This window comes from Agromyces litoreus, assembly GCF_040496015.1.
In the GTDB taxonomy this organism is placed as follows: Bacteria; Actinomycetota; Actinomycetes; order Actinomycetales; family Microbacteriaceae; genus Agromyces; species Agromyces litoreus.
This window is the reverse complement of the sequence record NZ_JBEPKA010000005.1, coordinates 147,444-165,837: the sequence shown is the minus strand read 5'-3', so window position 1 is coordinate 165,837 and position 18,394 is coordinate 147,444. Positions and strand designations below refer to the sequence as shown.

Here is an 18,394-nt window from a genome sequence, read left to right as displayed (position 1 = left end):
CCCCTTCGACACGGATCGCGAGGCTCTCATCATGGCAGGACGCATGGGCACCACTCCCACCAGCGCACGGATCGGACGCATCCTCCGCGCACACGCGGAATCGGAGCGCACCGGCGTCCCGGTCGAGGACGTGCTCGGCGCCGGCGACGAACGCGGGATCTCCCGGCGCGCGCTGCTGCGCACCGGCGCGGGGCTCGGCGCGGGCGCGGCGCTCGCGATGGCCGCGTCGGCGCACGCGGCGCCGGCGGCCAAGCCCCCGTCGCCCCGCGTGGCGATCGTCGGCGCGGGACTCGCGGGCGTCCGCGCCGCGCACTGGCTGTGGCGGGTCAAGGGCATCCGGTCCACGGTGTACGAGGCGAGCACGCGCGCCGGCGGCCGGTGCTGGTCGCTCCGCGGCCACTTCTCGAACGGCTTCGTCGTCGAGCACGGCGGCTCCCTCGTCAACACCGACCACAACGCCATCCGCAACCTCGCCTCCAACCTCGGCCTGAGCCTCGACGTCGTCGCCGGCGGCAGCTACCAGGGCTGGGAGGACAAGTACTGGATCGACGGCACCGACTACGCCTACGACGACGCGAACGACGACTGGGGCGAGGTCTACCAGGCGTTCAAGTCGGCGCTCGCGTCGGCACCGTACTGCCAGACCTACGACGCCAACACCCCTGAGGGCATCGCGCTCGACGCGATGACCGTCGACGAGTGGATCGACCGGGTGATCCCCGGCGGCACGGCCGGCCGCTTCGGCGGGCTCATGCAGTCCAACGTGATGGCCGAGTACGGCCTCGAGCCGCACGAGCAGTCGGCGCTGAACCTCGTCTACCTGCTCGGCTGGAACGGGCAGAACAGCCTCGCGCCCGTCAACGGCGCCGACGAGAAGTACAGCGTGCGCGGCGGCAACGACCAGATCGTCACCCGGATGATCGCCCAGCTCCCCGCGGGCACCCTGCAGTACGACCGCGAACTGGTCGCCGTCACGCGTCTCGCCGACGGCACCGTCCGGCTCAGCTTCCGAAACGGCATCACGACCGCCGACGTGGTCGCCGACCGGGTGATCCTGGCGCTGCCCTTCTCGACGCTCAGGGACTGCGACCTCGACGGGTCCGGCTTCTCGGCCCTGAAGCTCCGCACGATCGACGAGGTCGGCCTCGGCGCGAACGCGAAGCTGCACGTCGAGCTCTCGAGCCGACCCTGGGTCTCGGAGGGCTACGGCGGCGCCGTGTACACGGACAAGGAGGGCTTCCAGTGCGGCTGGGATGACACCGCCGCCCAGCCCCTCCCCGCCGGCATCTTCAACTTCTTCCCGGCCGGCGACCAGGTGAAGGCGTGGGAGGGCGCCGCGTTCGGCCCGGCGCCGGCGTCGCAGGTCGAGGCCTACCTCGCGCAGCTCGAGCCGATCTTCCCCGGCGCGACCGCGGCCTACACCGGGCGCTCGTATCGCGACTTCTGGCTCGCGAACCCCTGGGCGAAGGGCGCCTACACCTGCCAGAAGCCGGGCCAGTACACCGGGCTCTTCGGCGCCGCGGCCGCGCCGGAGGGCAACGTGCACTTCGCCGGAGAGCACACGAGCGTCGAGTACTACGGATTCCTCAACGGCGCCGTCGAGTCGGGCGAGCGGGCGGCGAAGGCGGTCGCGCTCTCCTGAGCACCGGTGGAGCGGATGCCGCGGCACGGCACGGCATCCGCACGGCTCACGGCGCGCCGGGGCAGGTGGACCGGTACGGCTCGTCGCCGAAGTAGTCGATCCATTCCGCACGGGTCAGCTGGCGGGACGCGACCGCGCACGCCGCGTCGCGCATCCCGTCGAGGTCCCGCGCCGCGTACTCGCCGCTCGGCCGCCAGCGACGGAGCATGGCGGGATCTCGGGTCACCGTGAGGATCTCGGCGGTGCCCGTGATCCAGTCCATCGTCGACGTCCACGACGGGAGCGGCTCGAGGATCCGGCGCGTGGGCTGCCCGGTGTCCGGGTCGTACGACCAGATCCCGTCGATCCGGGCGCAGAGCAGTCCCGATTCCGGCCCGGCGATCACGGCGGAGCAGCGCAGGTCCGTGCGCACCCAGTGCACGTCGCCGGACGGGATGCCGACGCGCGCCGCCCGGTCCGAGGACATCACGATCAGTCCACCGACCCCGTCGGCTGCGAGCAGGAGCGAGGTCATGGACGCCTTCCCGGCGACCGGCAGGTCGATGACGCCGGTGCGCGCGAGGGACTCGGCGTCGTAGACGCGGAGCCGGTCGCCCGCGCCGCCGTACAGGCGGCCGTCGACGAGCGCGATCCGCTGCACGCCGACGCCGCCGGCCGGGGCGTCGACCGCGGCGGGAGGCCGGGTGACGAGGCCGGTGGTCAGGTCCATCCGCACCGGTTCACCGGCGCCGCGGAGGAGCAGGAACGCGTCACGGCCGTCGGAGGCGAGCACCGGGCGGTCGACGAGGTCCGCCTCGAGCCTCATCGCGTCGAGCGCGATCCCGTCCGAGCGGAGGGCCACCGCGACCAGGTCGCTCGCGCAGCACGTCCCGGGGTCGGCGGGCAGCCGGCGCCGCGTGTGGATCAACGCGGTCGACCCGTCCTCGCTCACCACGACCTGGCGGTACGGCGCGGCCGATCGGCTCGCGCTGCGAGCCGCCGCGCCGCCGAGGGACGGGAGCTCCACGTCGACGTCGCGTACGACCTCGCCGGTGGTCAGGTCGAGGACCATCGTGGCCGGGTCCGAGCCGTCCTCGCCCGCGTCCGTGGCGGGGTCGACGGTGACCAGTGCGGTGCGGGTCCCCGGAATGACGCCCGCCGCGACGCTCACGGCGTCGGGGAAGCGCACCGTCCGCACCAACCCGCCCGCGCGGCCGAGGGCCCCTTCGAGCGCGATCCTCGCCCGCGGGTCGTCGGGCCAGCGCCGCTGGATCTCGGCGGCCAGCAGCACCGCCGTCTCCCGGTCGGTCTCCGTGCTGGATGCCGCCGTGGTGAGTGCTTCGATGCGCGCCTGCTCGGCTGCGGCCTCGGCGTCCGCGCTGCGGACGACCGCGAGGCCGGAGGCGACGACGGCGATCACCGCGAGGAGCGCCGCCACCGCCAACGCGACGCGCAGCCGTCGGTTGACGCCGCGCTCCCGTTCCGCGCGCGCCTCGAGCTCGCGGATCTCGTCGCGATGAGCGGCTGCGGACGCGGCGAGGAAGTCGGACTCCGTGCCCGTGAGCGCCGGGGCGGCGCGATCCCGCCATTCGAGGGCCGCCTGCAGCCTTGCGCCGCGCATGAGCTCGTCCTCCGGTCGCCCGGCCGCGATCCACGCGGCCGCGGCGGCTTCCGTCCGCCGCAGCATGCGGGCGTCCCCGGCATCCTCGTCGAGCCACGCATCCAGCCGCGGCCAGGCCCGCCCGACGGCCTCGTGGGCGATGATCGCGGAATCCCGGTCGATGGTGACCAGCCGCGACGCGACGAGGGACTCGACGACGGACCGACGCGTGGCACCGTCGGCGAGGGTCTCCAGCGGCACGCGGCGACGGACGGTCGCGCCCTCGGGGGTGCGCTCGACGAGCCGCATCATGAGGGAGCGGCAGACCTCTCGCCCCTCGGTGCCGAGGGCGCCGTAGACCCGCTCGGCCGATCGGGCGATCGCGCCGGCGATCCCGCCGACGGCCTCGTACCCCTCGAGGGTGAGGGTGGCACCGTCCCGCCGGCCCCACGTCGCAGCGAGTGCGTGGGACAGTGCGGGGAGGATCGCGGCGCGCTGCCCCGCATCCCGGAGGATCACCTCGACCAGCCCGGTCTCGAGCGAGAGGCCCGCGGCCTCGGCGGGCCCCGTGCAGGCGAGCCGGAGCCCCTCCTCGTCCATCGGGGCGAGGGCGTAGACATCCTGCCCGAGCGCCGTGCCGATCACCGGCACCGCGCTGGCCCGGTCGAGGAAGTCCGAACGGAGGGTGAGGACCATGCCGCCCCCGGCATCGAGCCACGAGCGGATGAGCGCCCCGAGCCCGCGAAGCTCCTCGTCGGGCAGCTCGAGCAGCTCCTCCGCCTGGTCCACGGCGAGCGTGGCGGGCGCACCCGTGACCGTCTCGCGGAGCTCGACGAGACCGGCCTCGTCGGGCGTGATCACGACCACGCGACGCCCGAGCTCGCGCAGGCGCGGCACGACGCCGGCGCGCAGCACCGAGGACTTGCCGGACCCGCTCGGTCCGACGATCGTCACGATCGCCCGGGGGCGCACGCGCGCGAGGATCGCCCCGATGTCGCCGTCCCGGCCGAAGAACACCGCAGCGTCGTCGACGTCGTATGCGGCGAGACCGCGGTACGGGCACGCCTCGTCCGCGCCGGCGAGCCGGTCGGACTCGGGTGCCCCGTCCGGCTCCAGCGCCGGGTCGTGCCGGAGGATGTCGACCTCGAGGCCCCGCAGCTCGTCTCCGAGGTCGAGTCCCAGCTCCTCGACGATCCGGACGCGCGCGGACCGGAGGACCCCGATCGCCTCGGCCTGACGGCCGGCCCGGTAGTTGGCGAGCGCGAGCACCGCCCAGCGGTGTTCGCGCAACGGCGCCTCGCGCACCATCCGCTCGGCGTCGGGGATCACCGCCGCGTCCTCGCCGAGGCGGAGTCGCGCGTCGAGCAGTTCCTCCTGCGCGTCCGCGTGGATCTCGGCGAGGCGCATCGCCTCGGCACGCGCAGGCGGCCAGTCCGGCACATCGGGGTAGGGATCGCCGCGCCACAGGTCGAGCGCGCGTCGGTACGCCGCGGCCGCGCGATCGTGCGCGCCCTCGAGTCCGTGGCGCCGTGCTCGCGAGACCTCCCGCTCGAACCGCACGGCGTCGACCGCGCCGTCCGGGACGCCCAGCCGGTAGCCGCCGCCGACCGTGAGCACGGCGTCCCGGCCGAGTCGCGAGCGGATCCTCGCGATCGCGTTCTGGACCTGCTGCGTCCACGTCTTCGGGAGCCGCTCGCCCCAGCACGCGTCGGCCAGTTCGTCCGGCGACACCGGCCGCGCGCGCCGGACGACCAGGGCGGACAGGATGATCCGCTCCCTCGGGCTGAGCGCCGGCCCACCGGTGTCGAGGGGACCGAGCACGCACACGGTCATGGTGGCAGTGTGGGACGGGGCGACGGGCGCGTCAACAGGCCCGGGTCACCGCTCGAGGACGGTGATGCCCACCATCGCCGGTGGGTTGGGCCCGGGCCGCATCTCGAGCGCGACGACGAAATCGTCGCCGACGAAGCCCCAGTGCTCACCCTCCTCGCCGCTGCGCAGCGGACCGTTCGAGACCTGCGGAACCATCTCGGCGATCCGATCGGCCAGCTGATCGGCCTGCTCGGGTTCGTCGGTCTCGAAGATCATGTCCCAGAGTCCGGGTGCCACCATCGATACCACCAGCTCACCGTCCGGGAGGGGGAACTGCGCGGGGAAGTCCTCGGCGACGCCGTCGATCTCCTGGAGGTTCTCCCCCTCCTCCCCGTAGGCCTCCCAGATCGGGTCATCCCACGAGGCCTCGGCGGCGGGCTCCGAACTCGTCTCGGCAGTCGCCTCGGATTCGTTCGCGGAGACGCTCCCGCCCTGACCCGGCGTCGCGCACCCGGTGAGCAGCAGGAGCGCGGCGGCGGCGACTCCGGCGATGCGCGGGCCCGCGGCCCCGCGACCTGTGCGTGCTGTGAACATCGTGCTCTCCACCTCTCGATATCGTCCGCCGGCGCCGAGGGATCGTCGCCCCCGGCCCGGGAGACCGCGGTGCGCTCCCCCATCCGGTGATCCGAGGTTGGGACGGACCGCTATCCGTTCGCTATCCGTCCGGTCGCGACGATATCCGTCCCGCGGCGCGGCGGCGACCGGTCAGGGGTCCGATCGACGTCGATCGCGTCCGACGGCCGGCGGCGCAGCCTCGTCGGCGCCGTGGGGGCCGATCGACAGGTACGCGGCGGACGCGGCGACCCGGCGGTGGGTGTCGAGGTCCGCCGGCAGCTCGAGCTTCTGGAAGATCGCGTTCATGTGCTTCTCGACCGCCGACAGCGAGACGTGGAGCTCGCGCGCCACCGCGCGGTTGCTCCGCCCCCCGGCGACGAGCGCGAGCACGGCTGCCTCGCGCTCGGTGAGACGCGACAGGCGCGTCCGGATGTCATCGGAACCGTCCTGCGGCAGGTGCGCCGGACGCACCCCGGGCGCGCGGGAGGCCGCAGCGACGTCCGCACCGCTCCCGCTGCGATCGCCGGGCAGCGCCCGCGTCGCGGCATCGAGCCGTGCGGCGATGGCGCGCAGTTCGCGCCGGAGCGTCCGGGCGTCCGCCGCCGCCTCCGCGCCCGTCTCGGCCGCCCGACTCCCGGCGATCAGCCCGGCCGGCACGAGCGGCGACGAGACGAGGAAGAGCGCGGTCGCGAGGCCCGCCGCCGAGTCCGCGACGGCGGCGCCGATCGCGACGGCCAGTGCGAGGGCGGCGAGCGCGGCGATCGGCCACGCCAGCCGGCGGCGGAGCGCAGGTCCACCCCTGGCCATCCGCACGAGGCCCACGAGCACGGCCGCCGCGGGGAGCAGGAAGACGATGCCGCTCGCCTCCGCGATCCACCCGGGCAGGAGCGAGACGATCGGTCCCACCACGACCTCGCCGTCGAGCACCGCCGGGGTCGGGCCGGAGAGCGTCCCGAGCACCGGTACGGCGAGGGCGGCGGCGAGCGGAAGGTACGACCACCTCGGGGCGGGGCCTGCGGGATAGCCGGCCGCGAGCGGGACGAACATGCCGAATCCGGCGACGAACAGCGCCTGCGACACCGCATGCCAGAGCGCGGTCGGCGGCATCCCGGCGAGGGCGACGGCCGACGCGGCGAAGGCGACGAGGTGGAGCACGCCGATGAGCGCGACCGCCGTGCAGGTGAACGCCGCCCCGCCCCAGATCGGCCCCAGCAGTCCGGCAAGGACGAACACCGCCGGGATCAGGAGGGTCGGTCCCGCATCCGCCATGGGGAGCGGCACCACCACGAGGACGACGGCCAGTCCGATCGCGGCGATCGTGCCCAGCGCGACGGCCCCGAGGGTCGGCGAGATCCGCGTCATGCCCCGAAGTATGCCACCGGCAGGGCGCGCCGGATCATGCGGCCGACCACAGGCCGGCGTGCGGTCCGCCGCATGGCGCAGGAGCGACGACCGCGATTGGCTGGCAACGCCCAGCGGCACGGCGCCGCGACCGAACCATAGGGAGGAACTCCATGTCCGCATCGCTCGACGCCCACGACCCCGCTGGGACGCAGCCCGAACCGTCGATCGCCGACAGGACCGCGGGGAACGCGCGCGCGGTTCGCGTCCGCACGCGGACCGGCCAGGCGATCCTCATCGCACTGTTCGCCCTGTCCGCCGTCTTCGCGGTCTCGACGCTGTTCCCGGGCGACGACGCGTTCCCCGCCGCAGCGAGCGTGCTCATCGCCTCGTTCGGCACCCTGGGCGCCGCGGTCGGCATCGCCGCGGTCGTCGGCGGCATCGGCTCGCGCATCGTTCGGACGGGTCTCTGGGCGCTGCCCCTGTTCTTCGTCTGGCACGTCGCCGCCCTCGGAACCTGGCTGCCGGATGCCGCATTCGCCGTCATCGCGGGAGTCGGCGTGGCACTCGTCGGCGGACCGGGGCGCGCGCGACCATGAGGCACGGCGTTGGCGGGTGCCCCCGACGCACCCGCCACCGTCGCCGTCGCCGTCGCCGTCGCCGTCGCCGTCGCCGTCGACCGGATGAACGTTGCGCGGCGACATGGTGAATCCGCGACTCGGCGTCGGGATACGCGCTATCATCCCGGCGCAGTCCGGCGCAACCGGACCATGGCCCCTCCCGTCGCGGCCGCCCCCGTCGCTACGCTGACCGGATGACGACCGACACCGGCAAGGCCGCGGCGAACGCGGCACAGGACTCCCGCGTCTTCCGAGTACTCGCCCGCATCGGCTACGTGGTCCTCGGCGTGGTGCACATCGTGATCGGCGCGATCGCGATCGGCGTGGCGACCGGCGCGGGCGGCGAGGCCGACCAGAGCGGGGCGATGCAGCAGCTCGCGAGCCTGCCCTTCGGCGTCGTGCTGCTCTGGATCATCGCGATCGGGCTGTTCGCGCTGGCGCTGTGGCAGGTCACCGAGGCCATCGTCGAACGCGATCCCGACACGAAGAAGAAGTGGGGCCGGCGCGTGAAGTACGTCGGCACGGCGGTCGCCTACGTCTCGATCGGATTCACGTCGCTCGTCTTCGCGCTCGGCGGCCGGTCCGATTCCGAGCAGTCCTCGCAGTCGATGACCGCCCAGCTGCTCGCGACGCCCGGCGGCGTGTTCGTCCTGGTCCTCATCGGGCTCGTCATCCTCGGCGTCGGCGTCGCCTTCGTCTACCGCGGCGCCACGCAGCGCTTCGCCAAGCACCTCTCGCTTCCGGCGGGCGTCGCACGCAAGGGCATCCTCACGCTGGGCACGGTCGGCTACATCGCCAAGGGCATCGCGGTCGGCGTGGTCGGCGTGCTGTTCCTCGTCGGCTCGATCACGCACGACGCCGAGAAGACCGGGGGCCTCGACGATGCGCTCAAGAGCCTTGCCGAGCTGCCCTTCGGCGAGGTCATCCTCTGGCTCGTCGGAGCCGGGCTGGTCATCTACGGCATCTACTGCTTCGGCCGCGCGCGGTACACGCGCATGTGACCGATCTCCCGACGACACGGGACGGGCCTCCGCGGGATCATCCCGCGGAGGCCCGTCCCGCTTCCGGCGGTCAGCGCCCGAGTGCGGCGCGCACCTCGCCGATCGGCACGCTCACGCGGTCGCCGGACGCGCGGTCCCAGACCTCGACCACCCCGTCGGCGACGCCACGACCCGCGATGACGATCTTCGGCACGCCGATGAGCTCGGCGTCGGCGAACTTCACGCCCGGCGAGAGCTTCGGCCGGTCGTCGAAGAGCACGTCGAGTCCCACCGTGTCGAGGTCGGCGACGATGCGCTCGGCCGCCTCGAAGGCGGCGGCGTCCTTCCCCGTCGCCAGGACGTGCACGTCGAACGGCGCCACCGAGGCCGGCCACACGAGGCCCTTGTCGTCGTTGTTCAGCTCCGCGATGATCGCGAGGATCCGGGTCACGCCGATGCCGTAGGAGCCCATCGTGACGGTCGCGAGCTTGCCGTTCTCGTCGAGCACCTTCAGGCCGAGAGCCTCGGCGTACTTGCGCCCGAGCTGGAACACGTGTCCGATCTCCATGCCCCGGGCGATCTCGACGGGACCGGAGCCGTCGGGCGCGGGGTCGCCGTCGCGCACGTTCGCGACCTCGATCGTGCCGTCCGCGACGAAGTCGCGCCCGGCGACCAGGCCGAAGACGTGCTTCTCGTCGACGTTGGCGCCGGTGATCCATTCGGTGCCGTCGACGACGCGCGGGTCGACGAGGTACCGGATGCCGGTGCTGGACTCCTCGCCGAGGACCGCTCCGTCGGCCGACCACGGCCCGATGTAGCCCTTCACGAGGCCGGGGTTGGCCGCGAAGTCCTCCTCGGTCGCGGGCTCGACCTCCGCCGGGGCGAAGGCGACCTCGACGCGCTTCGCGTCCACCTCCCGGTCGCCGGGCACGCCCACGACGACGAGCTCGCGCGAGCGGTCGGGATGGGTCAGCGCGAGCACGACGTTCTTCAGCGTGTCGGCCGCCGTCCAGTCGCGGCCGTCGGGCCGCGGGTACTCGAGGTTCGCGAGGTCGACGAGTGTCGCGATCGTGGGCGTGTTCGGCGAGTCGAGCACCTCCGCGGCCGGAAGCCCGTCGAAGGGGATCGGCTCGGGAGCCACGGTCGTGAAGGCCTCGACGTTCGCCGCGTAGCCGCCGGCGGAGCGCACGAAGGTGTCCTCGCCGACGGGGGTCGGGTGCAGGAACTCCTCGCTCTTCGAGCCGCCCATCGCCCCGGCGTCCGCCTTCACGATCACGTACTCGAGGCCGAGGCGCGTGAAGATCCGCTCGTACGCATCGCGCTGCGCCTGGTAGCTCGCGTCGAGGCCGGCATCGGAGACGTCGAACGAGTACGCGTCCTTCATCGTGAACTCGCGACCGCGGAGCAGGCCCGCACGCGGGCGCGCCTCGTCGCGGTACTTGTCCTGGATCTGGTAGATCGTGAGCGGCAGTTCCTTGTACGAGGAGTAGAGGTCCTTCACGAGGAGCGTGAAGACCTCCTCGTGCGTGGGCGCGAGCAGGTAGTCGGCGTCCTTGCGGTCCTTCAGGCGGAACAGCGCGTCGCCGTACTCGGTCCAGCGGCCGGTCTGCTCGTACGGCTCGCGCGGCAGCAGCGCCGGGAAGTGCACCTCGTGGGCGCCGGCGGCCTCCATCTCCTCGCGGATGACGCGCTCGATCTTCGCCCGGACCCGGAGGCCGAGCGGGAGCCACGCGAACACGCCCGGCGCCTGGCGCCGGATGTAGCCGGCGCGCACGAGCAGCTTGTGGCTCGTGACCTCGGCGTCGGCGGGGTCTTCGCGGAGCGTGCGGAGGAAGAAGTTCGTCAGGCGTGTGGGCACCCGACGATTCTATGCAGCGCGGGTGGCGCGCCTCGAAGCCGCTGCTCGCCCGGGCTGCTCAGTCGCCGTCGGCGTCGCGCTCGTCGCCCATCGCGAACGACTCGAGGTCCTCTTCTGCGGCGTCCGCCGCGTCAGCGGTCGCCTCCGACCCGTCGACCCGGTCGGTGCCCTCATGCAGGGTCCCGGTACCGTCCGGGTAGCCCGCTTCGTCCGGGTACTCGTATCCGTCGCCGCTCATCGTCGCCCCTCCCCGCCCCGCCCTCGGGGCGCGCCCGACACGCTACTCCGCGATCGCGGTGCCCGGCAGGGGGAGTCGTGGTCCGATCAGGACGTGATGACCTCGGGCGAGCCGACCGGTGCGTCCGCGCCCATCTCGCCGGCGATGCGGTTCGCCTCAGCGATCAGCGTCTCGACGATCTCGGCCTCGGGCACCGTCTTGATCACCTCGCCCTTGACGAAGATCTGGCCCTTGCCATTGCCGGAGGCGACGCCGAGGTCGGCTTCGCGGGCCTCGCCGGGGCCGTTGACGACGCAGCCCATGACGGCGACGCGGAGCGGCACGCTCATGCCCTCGAGGCCGTCGGTGACGTCGTTCGCGAGCTTGTAGACATCCACCTGGGCGCGCCCGCACGACGGGCACGAGACGATCTCGAGCTTGCGCTCGCGCAGATTGAGCGACTGCAGGATCTGGAGGCCCACCTTGACCTCCTCGACGGGCGGGGCCGACAGCGAGACGCGGATGGTGTCGCCGATGCCCTCGCCGAGCAGGATCCCGAACGCGGTGGCCGACTTGATGGTGCCCTGGAACGCGGGACCGGCCTCGGTCACGCCGAGGTGCAGCGGCCAGTCGCCGCGCTCGGCGAGCATCCGGTACGCCTTGACCATCACGATCGGGTCGTTGTGCTTGACCGAGATCTTGAAGTCGTGGAAGTCGTGCTCCTCGAACAGGCTCGCCTCCCAGACGGCCGACTCGACGAGAGCCTCGGGCGTCGCCTTGCCGTACTTCTGCAGCAGGCGCGGGTCGAGCGAGCCGGCGTTCACGCCGATGCGGATGGAGACATCCGCCGCCTTCGCCCGGCGCGCGATCTCGGCGACCTGGTCGTCGAACTTGCGGATGTTGCCGGGGTTCACTCGCACCGCGGCGCACCCCGCGTCGATCGCGGCATAGACGTAGTTCGGCTGGAAGTGGATGTCGGCGATCACCGGGATCTGGCTCTTCTTCGCGATGATCGGCAGCGCCTCGGCGTCGTCGCGGCTCGGCACCGCGACGCGCACGATGTCGCACCCGGACGCGGTGAGCTCGGCGATCTGCTGGAGCGTCGCGTTGATGTTCGGGGTGGGCGTGGTCGTCATCGACTGCACGCTCACCGGAGCGTCGCCGCCCACGAGCACCTTGCCCACCTTGATCTGCCGGGACTTGCGTCGGGGCGCGAGGACTTCGGGGACCTTGGGCATTCCGATATTCACTGCAGGCACGCCTTCGAGTCTACGGCGGGGCGGACGGGCGCGGCCTCCATCGAACGGATGGCTCCGCGCGGGCCGGGTGCTCAGGCGCGATCCTCGCCGTGAGGTCCGGCGGGGGCGCCCGTGGGGTCGTCGTGCGCCCGCCGGATGCGACGGCCGAGCTCGAGGTTGCGGCGGTGCCGCTCGGCGGCCTTCTCGAGGTTGCGCGTGCCGCGCGGCGGCATCCTGAGCCGTCCCTCGGCTTCGATTCCCGCCAAGAGCTGTCGCGTGCGCTCGAGCTCGGCGTTGAATTCGGCACCGAGCAGCAGTGCGGCGTTCGTGATCCAGAGCCAGAGCAGGAACACCACGATGCCCGCGAGCGAGCCGTACGTGCGGTCGTAGCTCGAGAAGTTCGCGACGTACAGCGCGAACGCGCCGGACGCGATCAGCATGAGCACGATGGCGATGAGCGCGCCCATGCTGATCCAGCGGAACTTCGGCTGCCGGGCGTTGGGGGTCGCGTAGTACAGCAGCGCGACCACCATGACGACGACCGCCGCAAGGAGGGGCCACTTCGCGACGTCCCACAGGGCACGCAGCGTCTCGCCCACGCCGAGCGCCTCGCCGACGGCATCCGCGACCGGACCCGAGACGACGAGGATCACCGCGACGATCGTGACGAGCAGGATGGCGCCGACCGTGATGAGGATCTGGAACGGGCGGAGCTTCCAGAACGGCCTGCCCTCCTCGATCTCGAGGATCCGGTTCATGGCCCGCGTGAAGGCGGCGATGTAGCCCGACGCCGACCACAACGCGATGACGAGGCCGGTGAGGAAGCCGATGGTCGCCGCTCGTGACCCCGCGAAGGCTCGCAGCGGTTCCTCGACCACCTCGAGCACCGGACCGGGCGCGACCTGTTCGGCGAGGCCGAGGATCTCGCGGATCGCGCCGCCCTGCCCGACCAGCGCGAGCAGCGACGTGACCGCGAGCAGCCCCGGGAACACCGACAGCGTGCCCCAGAAGGTCAGCGCCGCCGCGGTGTCGAGGCACTCGTCGTCGATGAACTCGCGGAACACCCGGCGGCCGAGGTACTTCCACGCCCGACGCGTGATCTGGAACGGCGAGGAGGGCTTGCGCGGATCACGGGGGTCCGCGACCGGCACGCCCGCGCCCACTCCCGCCACCTGCATGCCGTCCTCCCATTCACTCGACCTCCATCCCATCCTGCGGGGGAACCGACCGCGACGGGAGGGGGTGGCGCGGCGACGTCGCACCACTCTCCGGTGATCGCCCCGGTTCGTGGTGGCGGCGTGCCGCAGCGGTTCGCGGACCGGCGCTACGGGCAACCTCCCGCGACCCACTCGGGCGCGTCGATCGCGACGACCACGGCATCGCCGACCCGGCTCCCTTCCGGGAGGTAGGTGTGCGGATCGACCAGCTCGACGCCGAACGTCTCATCGACCATCCCGCCGGCGTCTTCGGAGTACCGGGAGACCACGACCGTGTCGACGCCGTGGCCTCCGCAGGTCCAGTTCGCAGGATCGAGCTCCGACTCGACCTCGGCGATCGACTGGCCCACCCGGAACCCCGACGGGGTGGTCAGGAGCAGATCGCCCGAGGTGGGCGACGTGAACTCGATCCGGAATCGCGGCGAGGCAAGGGTTCTCGGCTCGTGGTTCCAGTACGCCACGGTGACCTCGACGTCGTCCCAGGAGTACCTGGTCGCCGGCGGCCAGTGCAGCGTGCTCTCGACGTCGACCGCGTTGGGTTCGGCGTCGAACAGGGTCGTCAAGGTGGCGATCACCGGCTCCGGGTCCTCGAGGTACGAGAACTCCTCGATCACGGATCCACCCTCCGCGACGAGGCGCAGCGTCTCGGCCGCGGCGACCACCGAGGTCACCGCCGTCAGCGGATCGACCGCGTCCTGCGACGGCGAGGACGCCGACGCCGGGGTCGCAGGGATCGGGGCGACCGGGTCGGCCGGCGCTGGTGCGGGCGGGGCAGCACCGCACGCGACGAGGCCCGCGGCCAGCGGCAGCAGCGCGAGGAGGGCGATCGCGGCGGGCGCGAGACCTCGAGTTCGGATCATCGGCGTTCCTCCTCGTAGGGCGGTGGGACCGTCGCGTCCAGCATGGCAGCGGACCCGCACCGCGTCGAGGACGCGCACGTCATGACACGGTCACGGATCGATCGTGGCGTCCCCACGCCTCACGACGGCCTCGCTAGCAATCCTCCCAGGCCGGGATCGGGGCCCCGACCGATGCGATGAGCGCCTGGTCGTCCGTCGGCCAGAAGTCGACCACGACCGGGACGACGTCGTCGCTCCCGTCCGCGTCGACGCGGGTCACCTCGATGAAGTCCAGGTACGGACCCGAGCACCTCGACGGATTCGTCCGGAGCCCGGGGGCCGCGAGGAGTTCGTCCCACGGATCGCCCGGATGCCGGCCGTTCGCCGTCACGAGTTCGACTCCGAGGGCGCTCGGGCCCGTGAAGCGGATCGAGAATCGTGGACGGAAGATCGAGTGCTCGATCTCCTCCCACCTGTCCACGTGCCGGTGCTCCCAGAGCACGAGACCCTCCCACCGGTGGGCCGTGGTCGGCGGGAAGTGACTGTTGGCGGCCCATTCCTCGAGGACCGGTTCGGCGTCGAACGCTTCCGCGAGTGCGAGCACCACCTCGTCCGGATCGCCGAGGTAGTCGTACTCTCGACTCGCGCCCCGATCGTCGCGCAGTTCGAGCGTCTCCGGACGCACCACGATCGATACGAGCGCGCCGGGTGCGCCATCGGGGTCGGCGTCGGCCTCCGCGTTCGTCGGCGTCGGCTCCGAGACGGTCGACGGGGCCGGAGATGAGGACGGGACCGATGCGCTTCCTGCCGGCGAGCAGCCGGTGAGCGCGACGACGACGAGGATCGAGGGGACGAGTGATCGCGAGCGCGAGGTGAGGATGCGGGGCAACGGGACTCCTGGTGGAAGGGCGACGGGGTTCGGGGACTCCAGCATGGCAGGAGCGAGATGGTTCCGTGATCAACGAATCCCCCATCGTCGGTCCCTCCTGCGCGATGCTGAGGACGACGGTTCCCCACCGCCCTACGAACAGGAGTCCCGTTGACCCGACACCTTCGCCGCACCGCGCTGCCAGTCCTGATCCTCGCCGCCGGACTCGGCATCGCGCTGTCCGGGTGCGCGACGGACGCCGAGCCGGAGCCGCAGCCCTCCGTCGAGCCGGCGGCCGCGCCTGCGGCTCCGACGTCGAGCGCGGATCCGCTCGAGTCCGTCGCCGCCGTGGTCATCCGCCCGCAGGGCCTCGATCTCGTCGACGGCGGCGGAACGGCCGTGACCACGCTCTCGTTCGACGACGAGACCGCCGAGATCGTCGAGACCCTCTCGTCCGTGTTCGGCAGCGACGCCCGGGTCGAAGAGGACCCCGGAGTGTGCTGCGAGGCCGGCCGGGTGACCACCTACACGTGGGACGGCTTCCGCGTCATCGACGACCACATGGGCCAATTCTCCGACGACGCGGAGCGCACCTGGCTCGACGACGACGGGCCGGACGTCCACGACATGAACGTCCGCGTCACCGTCGCCTCGGCGGCCGTCGGCGAGGTCGCGGTGATCGCGGGTGACGGGTTCGCGATCGGCGACGACCTCGACGCGCTCGAGGGGCGAGTGGACCACCCGGGGGGTCCGGACTGGGTGCAGATCCCCCTCGAGACGGGTCCGGAGCTCGGTCCGGAGGAGATCGCCGGCACACCGAACGCCTACTCGGTCATCGTGCAGGTGGCCGGCCCGGGCGCCGAGCCCCACCTCGTCGCGCCGGTCAACCTCGGCGCGCACACCACCTGATCGCGCGGATGCGGGGGTGCGCCGGCGGCGCACCCCCGCATCACGTCTCGGTCACGAGGTCGGCGGTCAGCCCTCCGCGGCGCCCTCCCCCGTGATCTGCGCGACGAGCTCGGCGACGAACCGCTCGGGCTCCTCGAGGTGCGGGGAGTGGCCGCTCGCCTCGAACACGGCCTCGCGGTAGTCGCCGCCGCGCTCGGCGTAGCGATCGAGCACCGCGCGGGTCTGCGCGATCATCGGCTGCGCCGGCGCGGTCTCCACGCCGGGCCAGCCGGGGATCACGCCCATCGCGCCGAGGTTGTTCAGGTCGAACAGCGACGCGTCCGAGACGATCACGTCGTTCGCGCCGCGCACCCAGAGGATGCGGGGCTTGTCGTCGAGGTCGACGATGCCGCTCGCGTCGAAGTGCGTCGGCGCCATCGTGTTGAGCACGCCGCGCGTTCCCGGGGCGAACCCCGGCCAGTGCTCGGTCGTGGTCGCGTCGCCCGGGTAGTGGTCCTCGCCGATCGCCGTGGTGAGCATCGACTCCACCCACAGGTCGTCGTGCTCCGAGGCGAAGCCGGGCGTCACGTAGGTACCGAGGTACACCGACCGGGGCGAGGCGGGGGCGTCGGCGCTGCGGTCGCCGCCCTGGAGCCGGGCGATGAAGTCGGGGTTCGCTCCCCCGCCGCCGGCGCCCGCCGCATCCGGGTTGAGCAGGCGGCCCGCGGCATCCGTCGCCCCGAAGCCGTACGGCGACACGGGGTTCACGAGCGTGACGGATGCCACGGGCAGCTCGTGCTCGATGAGCGCCTGCATCACGACCCCGCCGCCCATGCTCCAGCCGACGAGGTGCACCTCGTCGAGCCCGAGCGCCTCGACGACGGCCGCGATGTCCTCGGCGTAGTCGCCGAGCCCGCGCGTCGCGTCGACCGGACGCGCCTCGCTGCCGCCGAAGCCGCGCAGGTCGACGGCGAGCGCGCGCACGTCGGCCGGGAGCGACCGCATCGTCGGCTGCCAGAACAGCGACGACGACACGTTGCCGTGCACGAACAGCACGGTCGTGCGGGGTGCGTCGGCGTCCGCGGCGGGACGCTCGAGCACCTGCGCGGTGTAGCGCGGCGTCGCGAGCTCGTGCACGACGATGCCGGGGAGGATGTGGTCCATGTGGCGCTCCTTCGGGCCTTGCGGGTGGATCGGGCGATGCGGGTGGAACGGGTCGGATGCGGCGAGCGCGGCGGCTAGGAGGCCATCGCGGCGACGCCCGAGGTGTCGAGCGCGGGCTCGGTCTTGGCGACGACCTCCTCGACCGTGACCCCGGGCGCGAGCTCGACGAGCTTCAGCCCGTCGGGCGTCACGTCGATGACGGCGAGGTCGGTGATGATCCGGTCGACGACGCCCTTGCCGGTCAGGGGCAGCGAGCAGGAGTCGACGATCTTCGCCGAGCCGTCCTTGGCGACGTGCTCCATGAGCACGATCCGCTTGCGGGCGCCGTGCACGAGGTCCATCGCGCCGCCGGGGCCCTTGACCATCTTCCCCGGGATCATCCAGTTGGCGAGGTCCCCGTCCGCCGACACCTGCATGGCGCCGAGGATGGCCGCGTCGACCTTGCCGCCGCGGATCATGCCGAAGCTCGTGGCCGAGTCGAAGTACGCGGCCCCGGGCAGGACCGTGACCGTCTCCTTGCCGGCGTTGATGAGGTCGGGGTCGACCTGGTCCTCGGTCGGGTACGGCCCGACGCCGAGGATGCCGTTCTCGGACTGCAGCACGACGGTGACGCCGTCGGGCACGTAGTTCGGGACGAGGGTCGGCAGGCCGATGCCGAGGTTCACGTAGGACCCGTCGGCGAGCTCCTTCGCCGCGCGGGCGGCCATCTCGAGCCTGGTGAGCGCCATCTCAGTTCCCCTCTCGCACGGTGCGGCGTTCGATCCGCTTCTCGACGTCGGTGCCGACCTCGACGACGCGGTCGACGAAGATGCCGGGCAGGTGCACGGCGTCGGCGTCGATCTCTCCGGGCTCGACGAGCTCCTCGACCTCGGCGATGCAGATGCGGCCGGCCATCGCGCACAGCGGCGAGAAGTTGCGGGCCGACTTGTCGAAGACGAGGTTGCCGTGACGGTCGCCCTTCAGAGCGTGCACGAGTGCGAAGTCGGTGGTGATGGCCTCCTCGAGCACGAAGTCGTGCTCCTCGCCGCGCATGGTGAACGTCTGCACGGGCTTGGGCTTCGAGGCGATCGCGATGGAACCGTCGGCGGCGTACTTCTGCGGCAGGCCGCCCTCGGCGACCTGCGTGCCGACGCCGGTCTGCGTGAAGAACCCGGCGATGCCGGCGCCGCCGGCGCGGAGCTTCTCGGCGAGCGTGCCCTGCGGAGTGAGCTCGAGCTCGAGCTCGCCCGAGAGGTACTGCCGCTCGAACTCCTTGTTCTCGCCGACGTACGACGAGGTCATCTTGCGGATCAGGCCGGCGCCGAGGAGGACCCCGAGGCCCCAGTCGTCGACGCCGCAGTTGTTCGAGACGACCGACAGGTCGCCGACGCGGCGCTCCAGGAGGGCCTGGATCAGCACCATGGGGATGCCGCAGAGCCCGAACCCGCCGACGGCGAGCGACGCGCCGTCCGGGATGTCGGCGACCGCGTCCGCAGCCGATCCGACGGTCTTGTCCAGTGTCATCGTGTGACCTCCT

The 18,394-nt window shown here is 72.5% G+C and carries 16 protein-coding genes; 4 read left to right on the top strand and 12 right to left on the bottom strand.

Annotated features, from left to right (window positions below; genetic code table 11):
- Nucleotides 1–31 precede the first annotated feature (31 nt).
- Nucleotides 32–1,642 (top strand): flavin monoamine oxidase family protein, encoded by a 1,611-nt coding sequence (locus tag ABME01_RS06115; RefSeq protein WP_353827480.1) that lies wholly within the window; start codon nt 32–34, stop codon nt 1,640–1,642.
- 46 nt (nt 1,643–1,688) lie between these two features.
- Here the strand turns inward: ABME01_RS06115 and ABME01_RS06110 are convergent, their stop codons facing one another.
- The 3 genes from ABME01_RS06110 to ABME01_RS06100 all read right to left on the bottom strand — a co-directional run bounded on the left by ABME01_RS06110 (nt 1,689) and on the right by ABME01_RS06100 (nt 7,010).
- Nucleotides 1,689–5,054 carry an AfsR/SARP family transcriptional regulator gene (locus ABME01_RS06110; protein ID WP_353827479.1) on the bottom strand — a complete coding sequence of 1,122 codons (3,366 nt, stop codon included), beginning with the start codon at nt 5,052–5,054 and terminating at the stop codon, nt 1,689–1,691.
- 45 nt (nt 5,055–5,099) lie between these two features.
- A complete protein-coding gene (locus ABME01_RS06105) occupies nt 5,100–5,627 on the bottom strand; it encodes a hypothetical protein (protein WP_353827478.1) in 528 nt (175 codons plus the stop codon).
- A 171-nt stretch (nt 5,628–5,798) separates the two neighbouring features.
- Nucleotides 5,799–7,010, bottom strand: coding sequence for a helix-turn-helix transcriptional regulator (locus ABME01_RS06100; RefSeq protein ID WP_353827477.1), 1,212 nt, complete (start codon nt 7,008–7,010; stop codon nt 5,799–5,801).
- Between the two features lie 152 nt (nt 7,011–7,162).
- Here ABME01_RS06100 and ABME01_RS06095 point away from each other — a divergent pair, with 152 nt between their 5' ends.
- Together ABME01_RS06095 and ABME01_RS06090 are read left to right on the top strand one after the other, a co-directional pair.
- Nucleotides 7,163–7,588: a hypothetical protein gene (locus ABME01_RS06095; RefSeq protein ID WP_353827476.1), complete on the top strand. Its 426-nt coding sequence runs from the start codon at nt 7,163–7,165 to the stop codon at nt 7,586–7,588.
- Between the two features lie 215 nt (nt 7,589–7,803).
- On the top strand, nt 7,804–8,610 hold the full coding sequence (locus ABME01_RS06090; protein WP_353827475.1) for a DUF1206 domain-containing protein: 807 nt from the start codon (nt 7,804–7,806) through the stop codon (nt 8,608–8,610).
- A 70-nt stretch (nt 8,611–8,680) separates the two neighbouring features.
- Here the strand turns inward: ABME01_RS06090 and ABME01_RS06085 are convergent, their stop codons facing one another.
- The 6 genes from ABME01_RS06085 to ABME01_RS06060 form a co-directional block, all read right to left on the bottom strand.
- A complete protein-coding gene (locus ABME01_RS06085) occupies nt 8,681–10,447 on the bottom strand; it encodes a proline--tRNA ligase (protein WP_353827474.1) in 1,767 nt (588 codons plus the stop codon).
- A 58-nt stretch (nt 10,448–10,505) separates the two neighbouring features.
- Nucleotides 10,506–10,685 (bottom strand): hypothetical protein, encoded by a 180-nt coding sequence (locus ABME01_RS06080; protein WP_353827473.1) that lies wholly within the window; start codon nt 10,683–10,685, stop codon nt 10,506–10,508.
- 86 nt (nt 10,686–10,771) lie between these two features.
- Complete coding sequence (gene ispG / locus ABME01_RS06075; protein WP_353827509.1) at nt 10,772–11,902, bottom strand: flavodoxin-dependent (E)-4-hydroxy-3-methylbut-2-enyl-diphosphate synthase; 1,131 nt, start codon at nt 11,900–11,902, stop codon at nt 10,772–10,774.
- A 92-nt stretch (nt 11,903–11,994) separates the two neighbouring features.
- Nucleotides 11,995–13,080: a YihY/virulence factor BrkB family protein gene (locus ABME01_RS06070; protein ID WP_353827472.1), complete on the bottom strand. Its 1,086-nt coding sequence runs from the start codon at nt 13,078–13,080 to the stop codon at nt 11,995–11,997.
- 146 nt (nt 13,081–13,226) lie between these two features.
- On the bottom strand, nt 13,227–13,979 hold the full coding sequence (locus ABME01_RS06065) for a hypothetical protein (RefSeq protein WP_353827471.1): 753 nt from the start codon (nt 13,977–13,979) through the stop codon (nt 13,227–13,229).
- Between the two features lie 133 nt (nt 13,980–14,112).
- Nucleotides 14,113–14,847: a hypothetical protein gene (locus ABME01_RS06060; protein ID WP_353827470.1), complete on the bottom strand. Its 735-nt coding sequence runs from the start codon at nt 14,845–14,847 to the stop codon at nt 14,113–14,115.
- Between the two features lie 150 nt (nt 14,848–14,997).
- On the opposite strand from ABME01_RS06060, the gene ABME01_RS06055 reads away from it, so the two are divergent.
- Nucleotides 14,998–15,735, top strand: a complete 738-nt coding sequence (locus ABME01_RS06055) for a hypothetical protein (protein ID WP_353827469.1) — start codon at nt 14,998–15,000, stop codon at nt 15,733–15,735.
- 66 nt (nt 15,736–15,801) lie between these two features.
- Here the strand turns inward: ABME01_RS06055 and ABME01_RS06050 are convergent, their stop codons facing one another.
- The 3 genes from ABME01_RS06050 to ABME01_RS06040 all read right to left on the bottom strand — a co-directional run bounded on the left by ABME01_RS06050 (nt 15,802) and on the right by ABME01_RS06040 (nt 18,381).
- Entirely contained in the window at nt 15,802–16,878 is a 1,077-nt protein-coding gene (locus ABME01_RS06050; RefSeq protein WP_353827468.1) for an alpha/beta fold hydrolase, read from the bottom strand.
- A gap of 74 nt (nt 16,879–16,952) precedes the next feature.
- Complete coding sequence (locus tag ABME01_RS06045; protein ID WP_353827467.1) at nt 16,953–17,606, bottom strand: CoA transferase subunit B; 654 nt, start codon at nt 17,604–17,606, stop codon at nt 16,953–16,955.
- Between the two features lies 1 nt (nt 17,607).
- Nucleotides 17,608–18,381 carry a CoA transferase subunit A gene (locus tag ABME01_RS06040; RefSeq protein WP_353827466.1) on the bottom strand — a complete coding sequence of 258 codons (774 nt, stop codon included), beginning with the start codon at nt 18,379–18,381 and terminating at the stop codon, nt 17,608–17,610.
- Nucleotides 18,382–18,394: the final 13 nt, after the last annotated feature.